The sequence below is a fragment of the Mycobacterium sp. NGS19 genome (assembly GCF_059813155.1).
This window is the reverse complement of the sequence record NZ_JCALEB010000008.1, coordinates 1-22188: the sequence shown is the minus strand read 5'-3', so window position 1 is coordinate 22188 and position 22188 is coordinate 1. Positions and strand designations below refer to the sequence as shown.

The following is a 22188-nucleotide window of genomic DNA, read 5'->3' as shown; positions in this document are numbered from 1 at the left end:
TCGGGGCCACTAGGGTAAGGCGTGATCCGATGACTACGGCGGAAGCGGCGACGGTGGGCGCAGACATCGACTGGAAAGCATTGCGCGGCAAGGCAATTAGCCTAGCTGCCCGTGCCTACGCGCCGTATTCGCGGTTCCCGGTCGGTGCCGCGGCGCTGGTGGACGACGGCCGCGTGGTGGCCGGCTGCAACGTCGAGAACGCCTCGTACGGGCTGGCGCTGTGCGCCGAGTGCGCGGTCGTGTGCGCGCTGCACAGCGGTGGGGGCGGGCGGCTGGTCGCGTTGGCCTGCGTCGACGGGGGCGGCCGGCCGCTGATGCCGTGCGGGCGCTGCCGGCAGCTGTTGATGGAGCACGGCGGCCCGGAACTGCTGGTCGACGCGCCCGGCGGTGCGCGCCGCCTCGTCGAGCTGTTGCCGCACGCGTTCGGGCCGGACGACCTGCAGCGATGAACTTCGACGCGCCCACCGTGATCCGGGCCAAGCGCGACGGCCACCGGCTGTCCGGCGAGGCGATCGACTGGGTGGTGCACGCCTACACCGCGGGCGAGGTCGCCGACGAGCAGATGTCGGCGCTGCTGATGGCGATCTTTCTGCGCGGGATGGACCGCGACGAGATCGCCCAGTGGACCGCGGCGATGGTGGCCTCAGGACAGCGGTTCGACTTCTCGGACGTCGGCCGGCCCACCGTCGACAAGCACTCCACCGGCGGCGTCGGTGACAAGCTCACGCTCACCGTCGTGCCCGTCGTCGTCGCGTGCGGCGGCGCCGTGCCGCAGGCAGCCGGTCGGGGGCTCGGCCACACCGGCGGCACGCTGGACAAGCTCGAGTCAATTCCAGGGTTCACCGCTGAACTCACGAAACACCAAGTGCACCAACAACTTCAAGATGTCGGCGCGGCGATCTTCGCCCCGGGCGAGCTGGCCCCGGCCGACCGCAAGATCTATGCGCTGCGCGACGTCACCGGCACCACCGAGTCGTTGCCGCTGATCGCCAGCTCGGTGATGAGCAAGAAAATCGCCGAGGGCACCGGCGCGCTGGTTCTCGACTGCAAGGTCGGCTCGGGAGCGTTTCTGAAAACCGAGGCCGAGGTGCGTGAGCTGGCCCGCACGATGGTCGAGCTCGGTGCCGCCCACGGTCTGGCGACCCGCGCGCTGCTGACCGACATGAACACCCCACTCGGGCGTGCGGTCGGCAACGCGGTCGAGGTCGCCGAGGCGCTGGAGGTGCTGGCCGGCGGCGGACCCGACGACGTCGTGGAGCTGACCCTGGCGCTGGCCAGCGAGATGCTCGACGCGGCCGGCCTCGACGGCCGCGACCCGGCGGACACCCTGCGTGACGGGTCGGCAATGGACTGCTTCCGCGCGGTGGTCGCCGCGCAGGGCGGCGACCTGGGCAAGTCGCTGCCGTTGGGCGCGCACACCGAGACCGTCACCGCGGACCGAAGCGGCACCGTGGGCGACATCGACGCGATGGCGGTGGCGATGGCGGCGTGGCGGCTCGGCGCGGGCCGAGCACGGCCGGGCGATCCGGTGCAGCCCGGCGCCGGGGTGCGGATCCACCGCCGGCCGGGGGAGCAGGTGGTCGCCGGCGAACCGGTGTTCACGCTCTATACCGACACTGCGGAGCGCTTGGCGCCCGCGCTGGCCGAACTCGACGGCTGGCGTGTGGGGATGTTCACCCGCCGGCCGCTTGTGATCGACAGAATCGTGGGATGACGGCTCCGCTGAACCTGGACACGATCGGTCGGGCGCCCAAGGCCCTGTTGCACGACCACCTCGACGGCGGCCTGCGCCCGACGACCGTGCTCGAGCTCGCCGAGCAGTGCGGTTACCGCGACCTGCCGGCCACTGACGTCGACGCGCTTGCCACCTGGTTCGCCACCTCCGCGCACAGCGGCTCGCTGGAGCGCTACCTCGCGCCGTTCGCGCACACCGTCGGCATCATGCAAACCCAGGCTGCGCTGTACCGGGTGGCCTACGAGTGCGTCGAGGACCTGGCCGCCGACAACGTCGTCTACGCCGAGGTGCGGTTCGCGCCGGAGCTGCACATCGACGAAGGCCTGTCGCTCGACGAGGTGGTGGACGCGGTGCTGGCCGGGTTCGCCGACGGGGAGAAGGCCGTGCGCGCCGACGGTCGGACCATCACCGTGCGGTGCCTGGTCACCGCGATGCGCCACGCCGCCCGCTCACTGGAGATCGCCGAGCTGGCGATCCGATTCCGCGACAAGGGCGTGGTCGGCTTCGACATCGCCGGCGCCGAGGCGGGACATCCGCCGACCCGTCATCTGGACGCCTTCGAATACATGCGAAACAACAGCGGCCGCTTTACCATTCACGCTGGCGAGGCATTCGGCCTGCCGTCCATCCACGAGGCGATCGCGTTCTGTGGCGCCGACCGGCTGGGCCACGGGGTGCGGATCGTCGACGACATCGAGGAGCGGGCCGACGGCAGCCACCACCTTGGCCGCGTGGCGGCAATCGTGCGCGACAAGCGGATTCCGCTGGAGATGTGCCCCAGCTCCAACGTGCAGACCGGCGCTGTGCGCAGCATTGCCGAGCATCCGTTCGGCCTGCTGGCGCGGCTGCGGTTCCGGGTGACCGTCAACACCGACAACCGGTTGATGAGCGACACCACGATGAGCCAGGAAATGCTGCGGCTCGTCGAGACCTTCGGTTACGGCTGGGCCGACTTGCAGCGCTTCACCATCAACGCGATGAAGTCGGCGTTCATCCCGTTCGACGAACGGCTCGCGATCATCGACGACGTCATCAAGCCGCGATTCGCGGTGCTGATCGGGTAGGAGGACATAACGATCACCGGCGCCCACGTCATCATCTACAGCACCGACGCCGACGCCGACCGCGCATTCTTCCGCGACGTCCTCGGCTATCCGCATGTCGACGCCGGCGGCGGCTGGCTGATCTTCAAGCTGCCGCCCGCCGAGGTCGCGGTGCATCCCGCCGGACAGGGCGCCCATGAGTTGTACCTGATGTGCGACGACCTCGACGCCACCATCGCCTCGCTTGCCGAGCGCGGGATCGGCTGCACGCCGCCGACCGACGAGGGCTGGGGGATCTTGACGACGATCACGCTGCCCGGTGGCGGCAGCCTCGGGCTGTACCAGCCGCGGCACGATCGTGCCACCGAGCTGTAGCTACTCCTGGCGCAGGCGCGACTCGACGAACGCTTCCAGCTCGCCCCATTGGTCGACGGCCTTGACGTACGGCGGCTTGGGTTTGCTGACGCCGTCGGGATCGAGCACATGCGCGACCAGTTGCCCCAGCGGGGTGTCCGGCTCCAGGATCCTGTCGACCGTGGTGTCCTCGGAGTAGTCGCCGACGTCGCGAAGCAGCTCGACGGCAAGCGCCAGTTGCTCGCGGTCCACCGCGTCGGGGCCGTCGGCCAAGTCGTCGGCGATGCCGGTCAGCACGTACACGTTGTCCTCGGTGACGTCGATCCGCAGTGAGCCGTCGGTGGCGGCGGTGCGGATGTCGTCGTAGGTCGCCAGGTCGGAAAGGTCGTGGTCGTGCTCGTCGGCCAAGTACCGCGCCAGCGCCCGCTCGGAGCCGAACACGCTGATCCGGCCGTTGCGCCCCAGAAACACCGGCGTGTCGTCGAGGTAACACCGCAGCGTGTAGAACGTGCCGGTGCTCGTCATCATCCGGACCGGGTCGATGCCCACCTTGGCCCAGAAGTCCTCGTCGCCACCCAGCACCACATCGTGCGCGGCAGCCGGTTCGGGTTCCTCAGAGGTCTCCCCGTCGGTCTGTGCGCCGAGCTCGACGCTGTCTTCTTCCTCTTCGGGCTCCTCGGGAGCCGGTTCGTCGAGTTCGGCCTTGGCTTTCTCCGCGGCCGCGCTGTCCACCTCGGGGGTGGTGATGACGTCCTCGATCGCGTCGATGACCTTGTCCCAGCCCTTCTCCACGACCGCGCCGATCTCGTCCCAGCGCCGCAGCCCCGCCTTGTCGGAGAAGTTCTCGATCCCGGCGGACACCGCGGTCAGCACCGGGTTGCCGTTGAAGAACTTGGTCACCGCAGGCAATTCGCAGACCGATCCGATCGCCGAGGCGATCGCCAGCGTCCCGGCCAGCTCTTCGACGGACTCCGCTGTCGGCTTCTCGGCGAGCAGCTCGTAGACCTCGATCAGGTCGAAGCGCTTGTCGTCTTTGGGGTTGAGCTTGTGGGCCGACCCGCTTTTGAGCTTTTCCCACGCCGGGTGGTCGGTGAGGTCGTTGTCGTGGTCGGAGCGCACGAACGCGACGAGATCGGCGACCGACTCGAACGCGTAGAGGTCGTCGTCCTTGCCGAGGAACGCCTCCCACTCGTCGTTGGCGTCGCGCCAGCGCGGCGCGTACAGCGTGAACACGTCGCGGTCGTCAAGAGACAGCTCGATCGGCACGATGTCAGCCACGCGCCACAGCCTAGCCATTGACGCGCGGGCGGCTACTTCGTGCTCGCGGCGGCGCTCCCGGCAGATGCCGAACTGCTGTCGGACGTGTCGTTGCCGGATGGCGCGTGCCTGCTGATCGCCAGCGACGGCAGCCGAACGCGGGGCGGCTTCGGATCGTCCGTCTTGCCTGCGGGCGGTGTGGTCGGCTGCTTGGTCACGTCAGGACGGAACGCCGCGACGAGATCGGCCGGCTTGGTCAGCCTCGGCGGCTTGACCGGCTTGGTCTTCGGCGGGTCGTTCTTGAGCGTCGGCGTCTCGATGCGCTTCTGGTCGGTGGGCGCCAGATCGTCTGCCGGTGTGGCCGGCGCGACCTGGGCCGACGGGTTCGTCGCCACGTACGGTGTCGGACTGCCGCAGTTGGCGCCGCCGCCGCAGCCGGCGTTGATCGGTGGCCCGCCCACCCCGTACGGAGAGGTCGGAACCGTCGTCCCGAGCGGCCGGCTGCCGGTGAAGTAACTGATCCCGTTGTCCAGCCCCACCGGGACGGCACGCACCGCGTTGACCAGCGTCGTGATCGGGTTGCCGAAGTACAAGAAGTTGGCGTGCGTCGGAGCTCCGGGGTTGATCGTGCGGTCGTAGCCCGCCTCCACCAGCACCCGCAGCACCGGGTCGAGGGTCTGTGCAAGCGGGGTTCCGATGACCGGGATCTGCGTGAGCGGCATCAGCAGCGGCAGCACCGGCGTCGGAACGAGGTAGTAGGTGGTGTCGCCGTACTGTCCCTGCAGTTGCGGTGTGCCGATGCCGGTGTAGTTGCCGCCGTGGAGGTAGTAGATGCCCATCGCGGCGTTGAGGTCGGACAGCAGAAACAGCGGGTTGAGCGGGAAGTCGGTCCACCCGTCGTACTGGCGGGCGACGTCGACGGTCGTCATGTCCGTCGGCGTACCGTCCGGGTTGTTGGTGGGCGTGGCGCCGTCAGCGGTCACTCCCAGGATCGGGATGTGCAGACCCTCGAAGCGCTCGAGGATGCCGCCGTTGGGGCGGTTCGGGTTCCCGACGAGCACGAAGTGCACGGGAACGCCGGCCGGGTTGGCCATCAGGTCGCGCTTTTCTTCCGTCGCGATGGTCGCGCTCTGCGAATAGCCGTACACCACATAGCTCGTGTCGGTGACGTCTTGGTTCGGGCTGGTGGCGTCATAGGGAGCCGCCGTCGCTTGGCAGGCGCCGTTGCGAATACAACGGTCGAGGTTTGCCTTCCCCGCCGCCACGGACTGGTCGAACGTCATGTCGGTGAGCCCGGTATCGAACCGGAACTGCTCGGGGGTGTAGACCGCGACGAGGGTGCAGGGCGAGTTGCCGCAGAACCCAGTGTTGTCGATGTAGGTGTCGTTGGCGCCGGTCACATAGTTGCTGATGAACTGCTGGGTGTCCTGCGGCCGACTGAGCGGATGTTTCGTTCCGCCCATGATGAGCGCGGTTGCGGCAAGCACGACCGACGTCATCGTCGTGGAGACGGCCAGCAAGAAGGTGAGGCCCAGCGTCAGCAAAGCCACTGCCGCGGCGCGGATGAAGGGGCGCATTCCGACCTCCCTGGGTGCGCCGAAACCGATTCTCACCGCGTTGGAACTCGAAAAATCCCCGCCCCGACGCCGTGGGTGAGAACATCCTGACATTTTCGGAGCACTCCCGTAGCAAAATCGAACTACTTTTTTGTGCGACAGTCAGCAAACTCCGCAGTGGTGCTTTTCCAAAGCGCAGCCGCGCGCCGGTTGACGCCGGTAACGTCGCCGCCATGCTGTTCGCGGCGTTACGCGATATGCAGTGGCGAAGACGGCGCTTTTTCATAGCGATCGTGAGCACCGCATTGGTCTTCGCGATGACGCTGGTTCTCACCGGCCTGTCCAACGGCTTCCGGGTCGAATCACAACGAACCGTCGATTCCCTGGGTGTCGATCGATTCCTCATCGAGGCGGGCGCGAATGGCCCTTTCATGGGCGCCACGGCATTTGCCCCAGTTGATCTCGCTCGGGTGGCGAGTACGCCCGGTGTCGTGGCCGCGGCTCCGCTGACCATGGCCGCGGTGACGATCCGGCAGGGCACCTCGACCAAGAACGCCACCGCGTTCGGGGCGCCGGAGCATGGCCCTGGCATGCCGGCCGTCGCGGAGGGACGCGCGCCGTCGAGGGCCGACGAGGTCGCGGTGTCGAGCACGTTGGGACGCCACGTCGGCGACGATCTTCAGGTCGGCAAGCGCACCCTGCGGATCGTCGGGATAGTGCCCAATTCCACTGCGCTGGCGCGGATGCCGAACATCTTCATGACGACCGAGGGTGTGCAGCAGTTGGCTTTCAACGGTCAACCGATCGTCACCTCGATTGGGATCGTCGGCACACCGCAAGAAGTACTGCCCGGCTACCAGGTCGTCGATCGGGCGGCTGGCATGACTGACCTGATGCGCCCGATGAAGGTGGCGGTCGACGCGATCACCATTGTCGCGGTGCTGCTGTGGATTGTGGCGGCGTTGATCGTCGGGTCAGTTGTGTACCTCTCGGCGCTCGAGCGGTTGCGCGATTTCGCGGTGTTCAAGGCGATCGGCGCGCCGACGCGGTCGATTCTGGCGGGACTGGCCGTGCAGGCCGTTGTCGTCGCGCTGCTGGCCGCGGCGCTGGGCATGCTGCTCGCCCAAGCGCTCGCACCGTTGTTCCCGATGAACGTCGTGGTACCGATGCGCGCCTACCTCGCCCTGCCGGCGGTCGCGGTGGTCATCGGTCTGCTGGCCAGCCTTGCCGGGCTCCGGCGTGCGGTCGCGGTTGACCCGGCGCTTGCCTTCGGAGGTCCCTTAGCAGTGGGCGATCTGAGCATTCGGGACCTGGTGGTCGAGTACTCCAGCGGCGGATACGCTGTGCGGCCGATCAACGGCTTGAGCCTCGATGTGGCGGCCGGGTCGTTGGTGATCCTGCTGGGTCCCAGTGGCTGCGGGAAGACGACCCTGCTGTCGTGTCTCGGCGGCATCCTGCGCCCGCATTCCGGATCGATCAGATTCGACGGCGCCGACATCACCGGGCTCGACGGCAGTGCGTTGGCGAAGTACCGGCGCCAGACGGTGGGCATCGTGTTCCAGGCGTTCAACCTCGTCGCCAGTCTCACCGCGATCGAAAACGTCATGATCCCGATGCGCATTGCCGGCATCCCGCGCGCATCGGCGCGCGAGGCGGCCACGAAGCTGCTGACCCAGGTCGGTCTCGCGGACCGTCTGAGACATCGTCCGGGTGACTTGAGCGGCGGTCAGCAGCAGCGCGTGGCAGTCGCGCGGGCCATCGCATTGGATCCACCACTGATCCTCGCCGACGAACCAACCGCACACCTCGACTTCATCCAGGTCGAGGAGGTGCTGAGGCTGATCCGCTCGCTCGCTTCGGGGCAACGTGTGGTGGTCGTCGCGACCCATGACAGTCGGATTCTGCCGATGGCGGATCGGGTCGTCGACCTGATTCCCGATGTCGTGCCGACGAACCAGCGGTCCGAAACGACTCATCTCTCGGCCGGTGAGGTGCTGTTCGAGCAGGGCACGATGGGAAGTCTCATCTACGTCGTCACCGAGGGTGAACTCGAGATTGTGCGTGAATTAGCCCACGGCGGTGAGGAATTCGTGCGCATAGCCCGTCCGGGCGACTACTTCGGCGAGATCGGTGTGCTGTTTCACTTGCCGCGGTCGGCGACGGTGCGCGCCCGCACCGACGCGACGGTTGTGGGATACACCGCCCAGGCGTTTCGTGAGCGGCTCGGCGTCAGCGGTTTCGCCGAGCTGATCCAGCGTCGCGAGCTCAGCATCGACTGATCACGAGCTCGTCGATACGCGCTTCAAGAGCGATGTGCGGTCTCATGCTCAACCCGTCGGCCGCCAGAAACCCTGGAAACCCTGACCGGCGTTGCTGGTTCGGATCGGTGACAGCTGAACAGGATCGCCGGCCTCGATCATCATGCCGTTGCCCACGACCATCGCCACATGCCCGTCCCACACGGCGAGGTCGCCAGGCAGCAATGCGTTCGGCGCTACCGCGGCGCCGATGTCCTGCTCTTGGGCCAGCCGCGGAAGGTCAAGTCCTGCTTGGTGATACGCCCATTGCGTCAAGCCGCTGCAGTCCAGCCCGACGCCCGGCGACGTCCCGCCCCAGTCGTAGGGCACGCCGAGTTGCGTGAGCGCATGCCGCACGGCCTCGGCGGCCACCTGGTTCGGTGCCAGTGCGGTGCTGCCGTCGGGCAGGCGCACCGCGACCCCGCTGCCCAACGCGTCGGGGTTCAGCATGGGCGCTTCGGCGACGTCTTCGAGACCGGTCGTGGTCGGCAACGCGCCGGAGGTCGGGCTCGTGAGTCCGGAAAGCCCGGAGAGCCCGGAGGGAATCCCCGACGCGGCCGGAGCCATCGTGGCCGGCATGGCCGGCGACAGCCCCGCGGGTGACGTCGTCGGAGCCTGGGCAGCCGACGGCGCCCCTGGTCCCGACGCGACAGCCGCGGCATGACCGTCGAGCTCGGCTTCCAGGTCCGCGACCACGCGGCCGGCCTCCGCGAGTGCCTGTCGTGCCGCATCGGCCAGCGCGGGCGCGCTTTTCGGCAGAGCAGGTTCCAGCGCCTGAGCGGTCGCGTGGAAGTCGTCGATGATGCGCTGCAGCTGGGCCTTCGCACGCGCGACCGCGTCCGACGCGGCCCCCACGCGGTTGGCCATGCCTGACGCGTGGGCCGCGAGTTCGGCCGCGCCGGTGAGCGCCGTGGAAATCGCCTGCCCCGCCGCGTCGGCGGCGAGACCCGACCATGCGGCACCCATTTGCCCGAGCGCCGCTGTGCCTGCGGACGCCGCGTCGGCGACGACCTGGCTGGCGGTGAGCAGTGTCCGGGCTGGGTCGTCACCGGTGAAGACGCCGGCACCGACGGCGGCGTGCAATTCATGCAGTGGTGCCGCGAGCGCGGCGACCAGGGCGCTGGGCACCGTTAACTGGCCAGGCTCGTGAGGTGCGACCGGGACCGTTGGTCCACGTCGTCGAAGTGCCCGGCGGCTGCTGCCGTCGCGGCGCCGGCCGCCGCCACGTCGTCGGCGATGCTGCTCAATCCGACCGCCAGCGCCTCGGTGGCGGCGACTAGTGCGTGGGCGAACCGGCTGCCGATCGGGCCGAACGCCGCAGCGATCGTCGGGCCGAGGTCGACGGACAGGGTGGTGGCCGCGGCGTGAAGGTCGGCGCCCAGGCAGGCGGTAGCGCTCCCGTAGCCGCGGATGGCGTGGGTGTCGGCGTGCATGCCGTGTTGGACGTGGCATCGCGACGATCCGGTTCCGCCGCAATCGCCGGGCTAATGTCTGCGCCATGGACGTGCGCGTCGTAGACCACCCGCTGGCCCGGACCCGGTTGACCACATTGCGCGACGAACGCACCGACAACGCGGCGTTCCGCGCGGCGTTGCGCGACCTGACGTTGATGCTGGTCTACGAAGCCACCCGCGGCGCGCCCACGGACACGGTCTCGGTGCGCACGCCGTTGGCGGTGACCACCGGCTGCCGGCTGGCCAAGCCGCCGCTTCTGGTGCCGGTGCTGCGGGCCGGGCTCGGGATGGTGGACCAAGCGCACGCGCTGATACCGGAGGCACGCGTCGGGTTCGTCGGCGTCGCCCGCGACGAGCAAACCCATTCGCCCACACCGTATTTGGAGTCGCTTCCCGACGATCTGTCACGCCAGCCGGTGATGGTGCTCGATCCGATGCTGGCCACCGGCGGGTCGATGGCCCACACTGTCGGGCTGCTGCAGGCGCGCCAAGCCACCGACATCACCGCGGTGTGCGTGGTGGTGGCGCCGGAGGGCATCGCCGCACTCGAGAAGATCGCACCCGACATGCGGGTCTTCACCGCCACCGTCGACGACCGCCTCAACGAGATCGCCTACATCGTCCCAGGGTTAGGCGACGCCGGGGACCGTCAGTTCGGTCCACGCTGAAGCAGCGCGGTCGCCTCGGCCCGAACCTGAGCGCACATCTCCTCGGCCCGGCGGCGGGCCACCCGTAGCTCGTCGCCTGCCACGCGAATCTCGATGTATCCCTTGGCTTTCGGCTCGGTGCCCGACGGTCGAACCGCCAGTCGCACGCCGTCGCCGGTGAAGATGAGCACGTCGGCCCATTCGGTGACGGTCACGGCGACGCCGCAGAGCCTTACCGGCGGATCGCTGCGCAGGCGCGCGATCAGCGCTGCCGCGTCCTCGGTGCGCACCGTGATCGACGCGGTCAGGTGCACGCCGTGGCGGCGGGCCAGGTCGTCGAGCGCGTCGGCCACCGAGCGCCCGTCGGCTTTCAGCGCCGCGACCAGGTCGCAGCACAGCACCGCCGCGCTGATGCCGTCCTTGTCGCGGACGGCCTGCGGGTCGACGCAATGGCCGATCGCCTCCTCGTAGGCGTACACCAGGTCGTCGCCGGCGGCGCGGGCCAGCCACTTGAACCCGGTGAGCGTCTCCACGTGCCGAGCGTTGTGGGTTGCGGCGATCGCGGCCAGCATGCGCGCCGACACCACCGTGCTTGCCACCGCGACGCCCGGCTTCGCGTAGCGCAGAATGTAATCGCCCAGCAGACAACCGGTTTCGTCGCCGGACAGCATGCGCCAGCCGTGCTGCGCCGGTATGGCGATCGCACAGCGGTCGGCGTCCGGGTCCAACGCGACTGCGAGGTCCGCGCCGACGTCCGCAGCCAGCTCCAGCAGCATGTCCACTGTGCCCGGCTCTTCGGGGTTGGGAAATGCGACGGTGGGAAAGTCCGGGTCGGGGGCGAACTGGCCTGCGACCGTATGCACGTCGGTGAAACCGGCCCGCCGCAAAGCCTCGACGGCGACCTGCCCGCCCACTCCGTGCAGCGGCGTCAGCGCCACGCGCACGGTGCCGGAGCCACGGCGCACAGTCGCTGTGCGCTGGAGATAGTCCTCCAGAACGCCTGCGCCAGTGGGGGTTACCGGAATCCGCCGGATGTGGTCGGCGTACGGGGCGTCGGCCATCGCGGCCTCGATCTGGCGGTCGATGGGTGAGACGATCTGCAGGCCGCCGTCGAGGTAGACCTTGTAGCCGTTGTCGGAGGCCGGATTGTGCGACGCGGTGATCTGCACGCCGGCCACGGCGCCGCGTCGCCGCACGGCGAACGCGAGCACCGGGGTGGGCAGCGGCTTCGGAAACAAAGTCACCGAAAAGCCCTCGGCTGCAAGCACTTCCGCCGCCGCAGTCGCGAACTCCCGCGATCGGCGTCGGGCGTCGTAGCCGACGAACACCGGTCCTGGCTCGACCACGCGCGTCAGCGCCCAGGTGGCGCGCAGCACGACGGCGAGGTTCATGCCCGCCGGACCGGCCCGCATCGGCCCGCGCAGTCCGGCCGTGCCGAACCTCAGCGGTCTGCTGAACCGCTCGGCGAGCTCTTCGGGCCCGCAGGCCGACAACTCCGCCACCGCGCCGGGTTCTGGATCGTGGGCGATCCACTGCGCGATCCACTCCTGGGGCGTCACTCCCTCGATTCTGCCCTGGCCAGTTTGCGCAGAATCGGCGCAACCAGCATCACCAGGTCGCATTCCAGATCGGTCAGGTGCTCGCGCATCGCCTCCTGCAGCCAGCGGTCCCTCTCGGCCCGATCGATCTCGAGCAGGGCGGTGCCATCAAGGGTGATCTCGACGAGCTGGCGGCGCCTGTCGGCGGTGTCGGCGCGGCGAGACACCAGCCTCCGCGCCGCCAGGTCGTTGATGCTGTCCGTCAGCGACTGCACTCGCACATGCAGTCGTTGGGCCAGTTCTGCGGGAGTGCTGACACCGGTGCGGCTGACTTCGCTGAGCACCTCCAACTGGCTCAGCGTGAGCCCGTGGTCGGGCCGATGCCGTCGCAACTGGCGGGCCAGCGCCATCATCGCCTCGCGCAGTTCTGTGGCGGCGGCGGAACGTTGCGCGCCCATAAGCAAGTTATACCTTGACAATTTTCGCTGATCTACGCACTTTGAGTCGCAAAATTGCCAAGGGCATACTTGAAGAATGAGGTGGCTGGTTCTGGCGGGTATGACGGTCGCCGCGACCGTCCCGCTCGCCAGGCTAGGCGTGCCGTCGGCGGCGTTGTTCGCGGCGCTGGTGGTGGGCATTGCGCTGGCGCTGGTGCCGTTCGCGCCGCGGCGCGTCCCGCGACTGGCCGGAGTAGCCGCCCAGGGCGTGCTCGGCGTCTACATCGGCACCATGGTGCACCGTGAGTCGTTCGCGGCGCTGGGCCCGGACTGGCCGGTTGTCGCGGCCGTCGCAATCGGCACGCTGGTGCTGTCCGTCGTCGGCGGTGCGCTGCTGGGTCTGCACCGGGACGTGACGCCGCTGACCGGGGCGCTGGCACTCGTGGCCGGCGGCGCGTCCGGTCTGGTGGCGATTGCGCGGGAATTGGGTGGCGACGACCGCGTGGTGGCCGTGGTGCAGTACTTGCGCGTCGCGCTGATCACCGCGTCCATGCCGGTCGTCGTCACGCTCGTCTATCACGCGACCAAGGCGCCGCACCAGACATTGGTGTCCGAAACCGGTTCGCTGCCTTGGTATCTCAGCATCCCGCTGATGTCGGTGATCGTGGTCATAGGGGCTGTGGCCGGGCGGTTGGTGCGGATGCCCGGTGCTGGATTGCTGGGTCCGATGGCGCTCACGATCGCGGCCGAGCTCACCGGGCTCTCGTTCCGGCTGACTGTGCCCGCGGTGCTGGTGCAGATCGGCTACATGCTGATCGGCTGGCAGGCCGGCCTGGCGTTCACCCGCGAGTCGCTGCGCGCGATCGAGCGCATTCTGCCGGCCGCACTCGGGCTGATCGTGATGCTGAACGTCGCCGCGGCGGGCTTCGGTGTGGTGCTGTCGAAGGTGGCAGGGATCAGTGAGCTCGACGGCTATCTGGCGACCAGTCCCGGCGGCATCTACGCCGTGCTGGCGACGAGCGTCGAGACCGGCTCCAACGTCACGTTCGTCATTGCCGCACAGATGATTCGCGTGCTGCTGATGCTGTTCACCGCGCCGTTGGTGGCTCGGCTGTTCCTGCGGTTCTCGCCGCACACTGCTCAGACCATGCCGACGATCGAGCCCAGCAGGGCGCCGATCCGCGCTGCGGATTGACGCCCGGCTTCCAGCACCTCGTCGTGGCGGATCGGCTGGCCCGTGATGCCGGCGGCCATGTTGGTCACGAGCGAGAGCCCCAGCACCTCCAGCCCCGCGGCTCGCGCGGCGATGGTCTCGTGCACCGTGGACATGCCGACCAGGTCGGCGCCCAGAGTGCGCAGCATCCGGATCTCGGCGGGCGTCTCGTACTGCGGCCCGATCAGGCCGGCGTAGACCCCCTCGGGCAGTGTCGGATCGGCCTCGCGCGCCAGCGCGCGCAGCCGCGGGGAGTACGCGTCGACCATGTCGACGAACCGCGGGCCGACCAGCGGTGAGCGGCCGGTGAGGTTGAGATGATCGGCGATCAGCACGGCCTGCCCCACGCGGTAGTCGTCGCGCAGCGCACCGGCGGCATTGGTCAGCACCACCGCCCGCACGCCGCTGGCCGCCGCGGTGCGGACCGCATGCACGACATGTCGCAGCTCGTGTCCTTCGTAGGCGTGAATTCGCCCGAGCAGCAATAGGATTCGGGTGTCGCCTCGCATGATGGACGACACCGTGCCGCGATGCCCGGCGGCGGTCGGAGGCGTGAAGCCGGGCAGCTCCGCCATGTCCAGGGTGGCGATGGGACGGCCCAACGCGTCGGCGGCCGGCGCCCACCCGGATCCGAGCACCACGGCGACGTCGTGTTTGCTGACTCCGGTGTGATCGGCGATGGCCGCGGCGGCCTGTCCGGCCAGCTCGTCATCCCGAGTCACGGTCAGCGAGCTTAGTCCGCAATGCGATACTGCGAGGATGCCCGCCACTTCGCCGCCGCGCCGTCACGCCGCTGCCGACGTGGCCGAGCAGGTGGTCCGGGACCGCGGCGGTGACCTGATCGCGCTGTCGCACGACATTCACTCCGAGCCCGAACTCGCGTTCGCCGAACATCGCAGCTGCGCCAAGACGCAGGCGCTGGTGGCCGAGCGGGGCTTCGCTATCACCGCCGCGCCTGCCGGATTGGACACCGCGTTCCGCGCCGACTACGGCAGCGGTGACCTCACTGTCGCGGTGTGCGCCGAATACGACGCGCTGCCCGGCATCGGACATGCCTGCGGGCACAACATCATCGCCGCGTCCGCGGTCGGTGCGGCGCTGGCGCTGGCCGACGTCGCCGACGAGCTCGACCTGACCGTGGTGCTGATGGGCACCCCCGCCGAGGAGTCAGGCGGCGGAAAGGCGTTGCTGCTCAACGGCGGAGCCTTCGACGACGTACATGCCGCGGTGATGGTCCACCCCGGACCGGCTGACATCGCGGCCACCCGGTCGCTGGCGCTGTCGGAGGTGACCGTGCAATTCCGCGGCCACGAATCACACGCCTCGGTGGCCCCGCACCTCGGCGTCAATGCCGCAGACGCGGCGACCGTCGCGCAAGTGGCGATCGGGCTGCTGCGTCAGCACCTCGGGCCGGGGCAGCAGGTGCACGGAATCGTGACCGAGGCCGGCCGGGCGCCGAACGTGGTTCCCGGGCACGCCTCGATGACGTACGCGTTGCGGGCCGTCGACAAGCAGTCCCTGCATCATCTTCAGGGCCGGGTTTTCGACTGCTTCCGCGCCGGCGCTCTGGCAACCGGATGCGAATGCGCCATCGACGCCCGCGGGCCCGCCTACGACGAACTGCGCCCAGATCCGTGGCTGGCGAACGTGTTTCGCGACGAAATGATCCGGTGCGGCCGCAGTCCCGTGCCCGCCGAGCTGGAAAGCGCGCTGCCGGTGGGCAGTACAGACATGGGCAACGTCACTCAGGCAATACCCGGGATCCACCCCATCGTCGGCGTCGAGGCGGGCGGCGCGCGCTGCACCAGCCGGAGTTCGCTGCGGCCGCGGTGTCGCCCAGCGCCGACCAAGCCGTCGTCGACGGATCGATCATGTTGGCGCGCACCGTGATTCGGCTGGCGGAAACTCCCTCGGAGCGGGCGCGGGTGATGCGCGCATGAGCCTTGCCGACACCGCCGAATCTTGGCTGGCGGCACACTATGACGAATTGGTCAGCTGGCGCAGGCACATTCACGCTCACCCGGAACTCGGCCGGCAGGAGTTCGCCACCACGCAGTTCGTCGCGACGCTGCTCGCCGACGCCGGGCTCAATCCGAAGGTGCTGCCTTTGGGCACCGGCCTCACCTGCGATCTCGGACCCGATCACCTGCCGAAGATCGCGCTGCGCGCGGACATGGACGCCTTGCCCATGTCGGAGCGCACCGGCGCGCCGTATGCGTCGGTGGTGCCGGGCGTCGCGCACGCCTGCGGCCATGACGGCCACACCGCGATCCTGCTGGGCACCGCCCTGGCCCTGGCTGGAGTGCCGGACTTGCCCATCGGGGTGCGGTTGATCTTCCAGCCGGCCGAGGAGTTGATGCCCGGCGGCGCAATCGACGCGATCGCCGCGGGGGTGCTGGCCGGGGTCTCACGGATCTTCGCGCTGCACTGCGACCCGCGGCTGGAGGTCGGCAAGGTGGCGATCACCGCAGGGCCCATCACCTCCGCGTCGGACTCGATCGAGATCACGCTGCATTCGCCGGGCGGGCACACCGCGCGGCCGCATCTGACCGCCGACCTCGTGTATGGCATCGGCACGCTGATCACCGGCTTGCCGGGAGTGCTGTCGCGGCGCATCGACCCGCGCAACAGCACGGTCATGGTGTGGGGGGCGGTCAATGCGGGGATGGCGCCCAACGCGATCCCCCAGAACGGTGTGCTGGCGGGCACTGTGCGCACGGCCAGCCACGCCACCTGGCTGACCCTGGAGTCGCTGGTCCGGGAGACGGTGGCATCGCTGCTGGCGCCGCTGGGCGTCGAGCATTCGCTGCAATACCGGCGCGGGGTGCCGCCGGTGGTCAACGAAGAGCTCGCGACGCGGATTCTCAGCCACGCGATCGAGGCTGTCGACCCTGACGCGCTGGCCGAGACGCGGCAGTCCGGCGGCGGCGAGGACTTCAGCTGGTACCTCGAGGAGGTGCCGGGTGCGATGGCACGGCTAGGAGTGTGGTCGGGCCGTGGGCCTCAGCTGGACCTGCACCAACCGACGTTCGACCTCGACGAGCGCGCGCTGGCCATCGGGGTGCGGGTACTGGTGAACACCGTCGAGCAGGCCGCGGCCTTGCTCTAGCGGTGTGCTAGTCGCCGTGGCCGGGACCGATGTTGCGTGAGGGCCGCGTGCGCAGCGCGTGCACGTATTCCGGTGGCGCACCGGCGATTTCGGCTGCGTCGGCCATCACCCCGAGGTAGCGGGCCGACGGCAGGCCACCTTCCCACGCGTCGAGCACGTACAGCCACGCCAGCACGGGATCGGTTGTGGTGTCCGACGAGATCCGCTCCACACGACAGCGGATCTTCTTGTGGATGCCGAATTCCGAACCCTCCCAGCGGTCGAGGTTCTTCTCGTCTTCCTTGGTCATGTCGTAGAGCACCACGAAGACCTTGGAATTGGGGTCCTCGACGATGGTGGCCAACGCACCTTCCCAGCCGATGTCCTCGCCGCCGAACGTCAGGCGCCAGCCGTGCAGCCAGCCGGTACCGGCCATCGGGGAATGCGGTGCGCGCTGCAGCATCTGCTCTGGATGCATGTTCGACCCGTACGCGGCGTAGAGCGGCACGGAGAAAGAGTAGCTACCGTGAGCACTGTGGCAACCCGCATCGTGATCATCGGGGGAGGGCCGGCCGGGTACGAGGCCGCGCTGATCGCGGCAGCGCACGAAGCGGACGTCTCCGTCGTCGACTCGGACGGCATCGGGGGAGCCTGCGTGCTGTTCGACTGTGTGCCGTCGAAGACGTTCATCGCGTCGACGGGCGTGCGGACCGATCTGCGCCGGGCACCCCAGCTCGGCTACGACATCCACATCGAGGACGCGAAAATCTCGCTGACCCAGATCCACGACCGCGTGAAGCGGCTCGCTGCGGCGCAATCGCAGGACATCGCCGAGCGCCTGCGCGGGCAAGGCGTGCGGTTGATCAGCGGGCGCGGCGAGATCGTCGACGCGGTGGAGGGCATGGCCCGCCACAGCGTCAAGGTCACCGAGCCCGACGGCAGCGAGCAGGTGCTCGACGCGGACGTGGTGCTGATCGCGACGGGCGCCAGCCCGCGGGTGCTGCCCAACGCCACGCCCGACGGCCAGCGCATCTTGACGTGGCGGCAGCTCTACGACCTGACCGACCTGCCCGACCATTTGGTGGTGGTGGGTTCCGGCGTGACGGGCGCGGAGTTCGTCAACGCCTACACCGAGCTGGGTGTCGACGTGACCGTGGTCGCCAGCCGCGACCAGATCCTGCCGCACGAGGACTCCGACGCGGCCGCCGTGCTCGAGGAGGTGTTCGCCGAACGCGGTGTGACGCTGGTGAAGAACGCCCGCGCGGAGTCGGTGACCCGCAGCGAGGACGGGGTCGTGGTGAAGATGACCGACGGGCGCTGCGTGGAGGGCAGCCACGCGCTGATCACGGTCGGGTCGGTGCCGAACACGTCGGGTCTGGGGCTCGAGCGCGTGGGCATCGACCTCGGGCGCGGCAATTACATTCCGGTGGACCGGGTTTCGCGGACCTCGGTGCCGACGATCTACGCCGCCGGCGACTGCACGGGGCTGCTTCCGCTGGCGTCGGTCGCGGCGATGCAGGGCCGGATCGCGATGTATCACGCGCTGGGCGATGCGGTCACTCCGATCCGGCTGCGGACCGTCGCCGCTGCGGTGTTCACCCGGCCGGAGATCGCCGCGGTGGGGGTGCCGCAGGCCAAGATCGACGACGGCACAGTCGCCGCCCGGACGGTGATGCTGCCGCTGAACACCAACGCGCGCGCGAAGATGTCGGGCCTGCGCAAGGGCTTCGTCAAGATCTTCTGCCGGCCCGCCACCGGCGTGGTGATCGGCGGGGTGGTGGTGGCGCCGGTCGCCTCTGAGCTGATCCTGCCGATCGCGCTGGCCGTGCAGAACGGCAACTCGGTTGCCGAGCTGGCGCAGACGCTGTCGGTCTACCCGTCGCTGACCGGGTCGATCACCGAAGCGGCCCGTCAGCTGGTGGCGCACGACGACCTGGACTGACTGCCGTTAACCTGGTGGTACTGACCAGTAACTTCAACCGGGAGTGTCTGTGATCGAGGCTGCCCCCGCCCCTGGCAACGGGCAGACGTTTCTGGGCCCACGCGAACGCGCGGTTGCCTGGGAACGGCTGGGCTCCGAGCAGTTCGACGTCGTGGTGATCGGCGGCGGCGTGGTGGGCGCCGGCGCGGCGCTGGACGCGGCCACCCGCGGGCTGAAGGTGGCGCTCGTGGAGGCCCGCGACTTCGCGTCGGGCACGTCGAGCCGCAGCAGCAAGATGTTCCATGGCGGCCTGCGCTACCTCGAGCAGCTGGAGTTCGGGCTGGTGCGCGAGGCGCTGCACGAGCGCGAGCTGTCGCTGACCACCTTGGCCCCGCATCTGGTGAAGCCGATGCCGTTCCTGTACCCGCTGACCAAGCGGTGGTGGGAGCGGCCCTATGTGGCTGCGGGAATCTTTCTCTACGACCAGCTTGGCGGCGCGAAATCGGTTCCGGCGCAGAAGCACCTGTTCAAGGCAGGGGCGCTGCGGCTGGCTCCGGGTCTCAAGCGCAACTCGCTGATCGGCGGGATCCGCTACTACGACACGGTCGTCGACGACGCGCGGCACACGATGACGGTGGTGCGCACCGCCGCCCACTACGGGGCCGTGGTGCGTGCCTCGACACAGGTCGTGGCTCTGCTGCGCGAAGGGGACCGGGTGATCGGCGTGACGGTCCGCGACTCCGAGAACGGCGAGGTGACCGACGTGCGCGGGCACGTCGTCGTCAACGCCACCGGCGTGTGGACGGACGAGATCCAGGCGCTGTCCAAGCAGCGCGGCCGGTTTCGGGTGCGGGCGTCCAAGGGCGTGCACATCGTGGTGCCGCGCGACCGGATCGTCAGCGAGGTAGCGATCATCCTGCGCACCGAGAAGTCGGTGCTCTTCGTGATTCCGTGGGGCACGCACTGGATCATCGGCACCACCGACACCGAGTGGAACCTCGATCTGGCGCACCCTGCAGCCACGAAGGCCGACATCGACTACCTCCTCGACCACGTCAACACCGTGCTGGCCACCCCGCTGACACACGACGACATCGACGGCGTGTACGCGGGCCTGCGGCCGCTGCTGGCCGGGGAGACCGAGGACACGTCGAAGCTGTCGCGCGAGCACGCCGTGGCGGTGCCGGCACCGGGGCTGGTGGCGATCGCGGGCGGCAAGTACACCACCTACCGCGTGATGGGCGAGGACGCGATCGACGCCGCCAGCGAATTCATTCCGGCGCGGGTGGCGCCGTCGATCACCGAGAAGGTGCCGCTGCTGGGTGCTGACGGCTACTTCGCACTGGTGAATCAGGCCGAAAGGGTCGGCGCCTACTACGGGCTGCATCCGTATCGGGTGCGCCACCTGCTGGACCGCTACGGATCGCTGATCGGCGAGGTCCTCGCAATGGCCAGCGAGCCGGGTGCAGCCAAGCCGGAGTTGTTGGCGCCGATCACAGAAGCGCCGGTGTATCTCAAGGTCGAGGCGTTGTACGCGGTGGCGGCCGAGGGGGCGCTGCATCTGGAGGACATCCTGGCCCGGCGGATGCGGATCTCGATCGAGTATCCGCATCGAGGGGTGGACTGCGCGAGGGAGGTCGCAGAGATCGTCGCGCCGGTGCTGGGTTGGGACGAGGCCGATGTGCAGCGGGAGGTGGACACGTACATCGCGCGGGTGGACGCCGAGGTGCGGTCGCAGCAGCAGCCCGACGACGAGTCAGCCGACGCGTTACGCCAGGCGGCGCCGGAGGCGCGGGCGGAGATCCTCGAGCCGGTCCCGCTGACTTGATCACGCCGTGAGGCCTGCGCCTTTGCCGGTTCGTGACGGGCTTGGTCCGGCACGGTTGCGGGTGCGCGGTGGATCGGTGCTCGAAGAGTTCACCGCGAGGTTCGGGGCGGCCGGCGCGGCGAAGGTTCTGGCGGGCGAGGTGGTGGACGCCGACGGCGCGGTGCTCGACGCGCGCAGCGCGCTGCCGCCGGGCTCGGTCGTCTACTGCTACCGCGTGCTGCCCGCTGAGGTGCCCGTACCCTTCGACATCCCCGTGCTCTACCGCGACGACGACATCGTCGTAATCGACAAGCCGCACTTCCTCGCGACGATGCCTCGCGGCCGCCACGTGACGCAGACGGCGTTGGTGCGGTTGCGTCGGGAGCTCGACCTGCCGGAGCTGACGCCGGCACACCGCTTGGACCGACTGACTGCCGGAATTCTGCTGTTCACCGCGCGGCGCGAGATGCGCGGGCTCTTTCAGTCGTTGTTCGCCCGCGGCGCGGTGCGCAAGACGTATCTGGCGAGGTCGTCGGGTGAACTGGAGGCGCCGCAGGTGGTGCGGAGCCGAATTGTCAAGCGGCGCGGGTGTTTACAAGCCAGCGTCGAACCCGGTGAACCGAATGCGGAGACATCGGTCGAGCCGTTGGGGGACGGTCTCTACCGGCTCACGCCGCGCACCGGCCGCACACACCAGCTGCGCGTACACATGGCGTCGCTCGGTCTACCGATCGTCGGGGACCCGTTGTATCCCACCGTGCTCGACGTCGCCGCCGACGATTTCTCGGCACCGCTGCACTTGCTCGCGCACAGCATCGAATTCGACGATCCGCGCCGCGGTGCCCTGATGCGGTTCGTCAGCCGGCGGACGCTTCCGGCATGACAAGCGCCTCCGTCAGCCGGCACCCCAACGGCGGCCGGACGTCCTCGGTCGAGGGCGATGGGCCGGCCGACGACGACTGGATCGGTTGCGATCTGCACATCGGCGCGAATAGCGAATCTCTTTGTGCAGGTTGGTATGTCGACGTGGTCAGGTCCGGTGTAATACATGTGGGGGACCCTGTGCGGGTCGAACGGGTCCAGTCTCGGCAACCAACATTCGCACCGTGTGCCTAGGGGCCACCGCGGGCGGGGCTCGTGGCCGCGGACTTGTCGGTGGTGGGTGCGATGGTGTCGTTATGTCCTCGATCGCGTCGTCGGCCGTTGTTGCGGTGAGTCCTGCGCAGCGTCTTGAGGTGTTGTTCGAGGAGTTGGCGGAGTTGGCGGGTCAGCGTAATGCGATCGATGGCCGGATCGTGGAGATCGTCGCCGAGATCGATGGTGAGGGGTTGTGGGGTGGGACGGGGGCGCGGTCGGTGCCGGCGTTGGTGGCCTGGAAGCTGGGCGTGTCGTCGGCGACGGCGCACACGATCGCTGCTGTTGCGCAACGCGTTGAGGAGTTTCCGCGCTGTGTGCAGGGATTGCGGGAGGGCCGGCTGTCGCTGGATCAGGTTGGGGTGATCGCCGCGCACGCGGGTGAGGGGTCTGATGAGCATTATGCGCAGCTGGCCGGCGTCGCGACGGTCAATCAGTTGCGCACCGCGGTCAAGCTCGAACCGCGACCCCAACCGCAGCCGGCGCGGCCGCGACCGCAGCGCTCGATCACCAAAACCACCAACGACGCGTTCAGCTGTTATCGGATCAGGCTTCCCCATGATGAGGCGGCGAAATTCGACGCCGCGTTGGCGTCACATCTGGATGGGTTGATCGGCGAGTACAAACGCGATCACGGCGACGAGGAGCGCTCGTCGGAGACGGCCCCGCCCATGCCGAGCAGCGTCGATGCGTTCATGCGGCTGGTG

20 protein-coding genes and 2 pseudogenes are annotated in these 22188 nt (G+C 68.9%); 14 read left to right on the top strand and 8 right to left on the bottom strand.

Features of this window, described 5'->3' with window-relative positions:
- The first annotated feature begins 29 nt into the window (after positions 1–29).
- The 4 genes from AC5Y4N_RS20215 (at position 30) to AC5Y4N_RS20200 (ending at position 3153) form a co-directional block, all read left to right on the top strand.
- Positions 30–449 (top strand): cytidine deaminase, encoded by a 420-nt coding sequence (locus tag AC5Y4N_RS20215; RefSeq protein WP_499911497.1) that lies wholly within the window; start codon positions 30–32, stop codon positions 447–449.
- Positions 446–1714 (top strand): thymidine phosphorylase, encoded by a 1269-nt coding sequence (locus AC5Y4N_RS20210; RefSeq protein ID WP_499911499.1) that lies wholly within the window; start codon positions 446–448, stop codon positions 1712–1714. Before AC5Y4N_RS20215 ends, AC5Y4N_RS20210 begins: the two co-directional genes overlap by 4 nt.
- Positions 1711–2799: an adenosine deaminase gene (locus AC5Y4N_RS20205; protein WP_499911501.1), complete on the top strand. Its 1089-nt coding sequence runs from the start codon at positions 1711–1713 to the stop codon at positions 2797–2799. Before AC5Y4N_RS20210 ends, AC5Y4N_RS20205 begins: the two co-directional genes overlap by 4 nt.
- Before the next feature lie 150 nt (positions 2800–2949).
- A complete protein-coding gene (locus AC5Y4N_RS20200; RefSeq protein WP_499911504.1) occupies positions 2950–3153 on the top strand; it encodes a VOC family protein in 204 nt (67 codons plus the stop codon).
- Here the strand turns inward: AC5Y4N_RS20200 and satS are convergent, their stop codons facing one another.
- Positions 3154–4428, bottom strand: a complete 1275-nt coding sequence (satS, locus tag AC5Y4N_RS20195) for a protein export chaperone SatS (protein WP_499911506.1) — start codon at positions 4426–4428, stop codon at positions 3154–3156.
- Between the two features lie 14 nt (positions 4429–4442).
- Positions 4443–5966 carry a PE-PPE domain-containing protein gene (locus AC5Y4N_RS20190; RefSeq protein WP_499911508.1) on the bottom strand — a complete coding sequence of 508 codons (1524 nt, stop codon included), beginning with the start codon at positions 5964–5966 and terminating at the stop codon, positions 4443–4445.
- A 212-nt stretch (positions 5967–6178) separates the two neighbouring features.
- Here AC5Y4N_RS20190 and AC5Y4N_RS20185 point away from each other — a divergent pair.
- Positions 6179–7225, top strand: a pseudogene (locus tag AC5Y4N_RS20185) (ABC transporter permease); the annotation flags it as partial.
- A gap of 6 nt (positions 7226–7231) precedes the next feature.
- Positions 7232–8224 (top strand): ABC transporter ATP-binding protein, encoded by a 993-nt coding sequence (locus AC5Y4N_RS20180; protein ID WP_499911550.1) that lies wholly within the window; start codon positions 7232–7234, stop codon positions 8222–8224.
- Positions 8225–8272: 48 nt separating this feature from the next.
- Here AC5Y4N_RS20180 and AC5Y4N_RS20175 read toward each other — a convergent pair whose 3' ends face one another.
- Positions 8273–9370, bottom strand: coding sequence for a C40 family peptidase (locus AC5Y4N_RS20175; RefSeq protein ID WP_499911510.1), 1098 nt, complete (start codon positions 9368–9370; stop codon positions 8273–8275).
- 2 nt (positions 9371–9372) lie between these two features.
- Positions 9373–9675 carry a hypothetical protein gene (locus tag AC5Y4N_RS20170; RefSeq protein ID WP_499911512.1) on the bottom strand — a complete coding sequence of 101 codons (303 nt, stop codon included), beginning with the start codon at positions 9673–9675 and terminating at the stop codon, positions 9373–9375.
- 65 nt (positions 9676–9740) lie between these two features.
- On the opposite strand from AC5Y4N_RS20170, the gene upp reads away from it, so the two are divergent.
- Positions 9741–10364: a uracil phosphoribosyltransferase gene (gene upp, locus AC5Y4N_RS20165; RefSeq protein ID WP_499911514.1), complete on the top strand. Its 624-nt coding sequence runs from the start codon at positions 9741–9743 to the stop codon at positions 10362–10364.
- Here the strand turns inward: upp and AC5Y4N_RS20160 are convergent.
- Positions 10346–11902 carry a phospho-sugar mutase gene (locus AC5Y4N_RS20160; protein WP_499911516.1) on the bottom strand — a complete coding sequence of 519 codons (1557 nt, stop codon included), beginning with the start codon at positions 11900–11902 and terminating at the stop codon, positions 10346–10348. The two genes, upp and AC5Y4N_RS20160, sit on opposite strands and share 19 nt — an antisense overlap.
- Positions 11899–12339 (bottom strand): MarR family winged helix-turn-helix transcriptional regulator, encoded by a 441-nt coding sequence (locus AC5Y4N_RS20155; RefSeq protein ID WP_499911518.1) that lies wholly within the window; start codon positions 12337–12339, stop codon positions 11899–11901. The genes AC5Y4N_RS20160 and AC5Y4N_RS20155 overlap by 4 nt, the downstream gene beginning before the upstream one ends.
- Positions 12340–12415: 76 nt before the next feature.
- Between AC5Y4N_RS20155 and AC5Y4N_RS20150 the strand changes: the two genes are divergently transcribed.
- Complete coding sequence (locus AC5Y4N_RS20150; protein ID WP_499911520.1) at positions 12416–13513, top strand: AbrB family transcriptional regulator; 1098 nt, start codon at positions 12416–12418, stop codon at positions 13511–13513.
- Here the strand turns inward: AC5Y4N_RS20150 and AC5Y4N_RS20145 are convergent.
- Positions 13459–14253 (bottom strand): purine-nucleoside phosphorylase, encoded by a 795-nt coding sequence (locus tag AC5Y4N_RS20145; RefSeq protein WP_499911522.1) that lies wholly within the window; start codon positions 14251–14253, stop codon positions 13459–13461. The two genes, AC5Y4N_RS20150 and AC5Y4N_RS20145, sit on opposite strands and share 55 nt — an antisense overlap.
- 37 nt (positions 14254–14290) lie before the next feature.
- On the opposite strand from AC5Y4N_RS20145, the pseudogene AC5Y4N_RS20140 reads away from it, so the two are divergent.
- Positions 14291–15471: pseudogene (locus tag AC5Y4N_RS20140) on the top strand (M20 family metallopeptidase).
- Complete coding sequence (locus AC5Y4N_RS20135; RefSeq protein ID WP_499911525.1) at positions 15468–16640, top strand: M20 family metallopeptidase; 1173 nt, start codon at positions 15468–15470, stop codon at positions 16638–16640. The pseudogene AC5Y4N_RS20140 and the gene AC5Y4N_RS20135 overlap by 4 nt, the downstream one beginning before the upstream one ends.
- 7 nt (positions 16641–16647) lie before the next feature.
- On the opposite strand, the gene AC5Y4N_RS20130 is transcribed toward AC5Y4N_RS20135, so the two are convergent.
- Entirely contained in the window at positions 16648–17127 is a 480-nt protein-coding gene (locus AC5Y4N_RS20130; protein WP_499911527.1) for a gamma-glutamylcyclotransferase family protein, read from the bottom strand.
- A 27-nt stretch (positions 17128–17154) separates the two neighbouring features.
- Here AC5Y4N_RS20130 and AC5Y4N_RS20125 point away from each other — a divergent pair, with 27 nt between their 5' ends.
- The 4 genes from AC5Y4N_RS20125 to AC5Y4N_RS20110 form a co-directional block, all read left to right on the top strand.
- Complete coding sequence (locus tag AC5Y4N_RS20125) at positions 17155–18561, top strand: NAD(P)H-quinone dehydrogenase (RefSeq protein ID WP_499911552.1); 1407 nt, start codon at positions 17155–17157, stop codon at positions 18559–18561.
- 49 nt (positions 18562–18610) lie between these two features.
- Positions 18611–20368, top strand: a complete 1758-nt coding sequence (locus AC5Y4N_RS20120; RefSeq protein ID WP_499911529.1) for a glycerol-3-phosphate dehydrogenase/oxidase — start codon at positions 18611–18613, stop codon at positions 20366–20368.
- A 7-nt stretch (positions 20369–20375) separates the two neighbouring features.
- Positions 20376–21230 carry a pseudouridine synthase gene (locus tag AC5Y4N_RS20115; protein WP_499911531.1) on the top strand — a complete coding sequence of 285 codons (855 nt, stop codon included), beginning with the start codon at positions 20376–20378 and terminating at the stop codon, positions 21228–21230.
- Positions 21231–21525: 295 nt separating this feature from the next.
- On the top strand, positions 21526–22188 hold a 663-nt coding region (locus tag AC5Y4N_RS20110; RefSeq protein WP_499911533.1), incomplete at its 3' end, for a DUF222 domain-containing protein.